This window comes from Roseomonas rosulenta (assembly GCF_016106005.1).
GTDB lineage: Bacteria > Pseudomonadota > Alphaproteobacteria > Acetobacterales > Acetobacteraceae > Neoroseomonas > Neoroseomonas rosulenta.
The window spans coordinates 1-911 of record NZ_JACADR010000592.1 but is presented as its reverse complement, the minus strand read 5'-3'; the positions used below and the strand labels follow the sequence as shown (position 1 = coordinate 911).

At 77.1% G+C, this 911-nt stretch carries 1 protein-coding gene and 1 pseudogene; both read right to left on the bottom strand.

Annotated features, from left to right (window positions below; genetic code table 11):
• Positions 1 to 509: pseudogene (locus HW578_RS27085) on the bottom strand (hypothetical protein); the annotation flags it as partial.
• Positions 510 to 567: 58 nt separating this feature from the next.
• On the bottom strand, positions 568 to 911 hold a 344-nt coding region (locus HW578_RS27080), incomplete at its 5' end, for a (2Fe-2S)-binding protein (protein ID WP_198373789.1).

Below are 911 nucleotides of genomic sequence, written 5' to 3'. Positions count from 1 at the left end.
AGCGTGCGGCGCGTGTCGCCGGTGATGCGCGGCCAGCCGCCGGCTGCCGCGATGGCGCGATGGCGGGCGAGTTCCGCCTTGAGCGCGCGCGCCTCGGCCGGCAGGTCGGCGGCGCGGTCGATCACCGTGGCCGGCTCCGGCGCGGCAGCGAGGTCCGCCATCCAGGCGCCGAGCTGCACCGAGCCCGGATCGCGCCGCAGGTCCACACGGCCGCGGATCGGCCCGGCGCGGCCGAGCAGAAGGTCGGTCAGCGCGGCCTGGGCGGCGCGCAGCGTCTCGGCCCGGAACCGGGCGGGGTCGGCGGCGGCGAGCTCGGCCCCGGGCACCTGGTACCAGCGCGGGTCGAGCCCGTCCTCGGCCAGGCGCGACAGGCGCTCGCCCAGGCGCTGCATGGCGGCGTCCGAGGCAGCGGCGGCGAGCACCTGGGCCTCGGCCGAGCGCGCCAGCACGGGGGCCGGCAGGGCGAGCGAGGCGGCGGCCAGGATGGGCAGGGCAAGAAGAACGCGCATGGAAGTCACGTAACGCAGACGCGCCGACAGGCCAATCATCCGGTGCGATTCTGCAGCGTTATTGTGCCGGCTGTTGCGCGGATTCCGCACTCGCGGCCAGTTGCCCGACCGTGATGGGCTTGTAGGGGGCGCGCGGGCGCAGCGGGGGGATCGCCTGCGGCGCCGCGCCGCGCGCCTCGGCGATCAGGGCCGCGACCGTGGGCGCGCACATCCGCCCCTGGCAGGGGCCCATGCCGCAGCGCAGATAGGCCTTCACCTGGTTGGGGCCGGTCGCACCCAGCCTGGCGGCGGCGCGGATGGCGCCGGCGGTCACCTCCTCGCAGCGGCAGGCCACCACATCGTCGGGCGGCGCCAGGATGGCGGGCACGGGCGCGTAGAGCGCATCGAGGAAGGGGCGCAGCG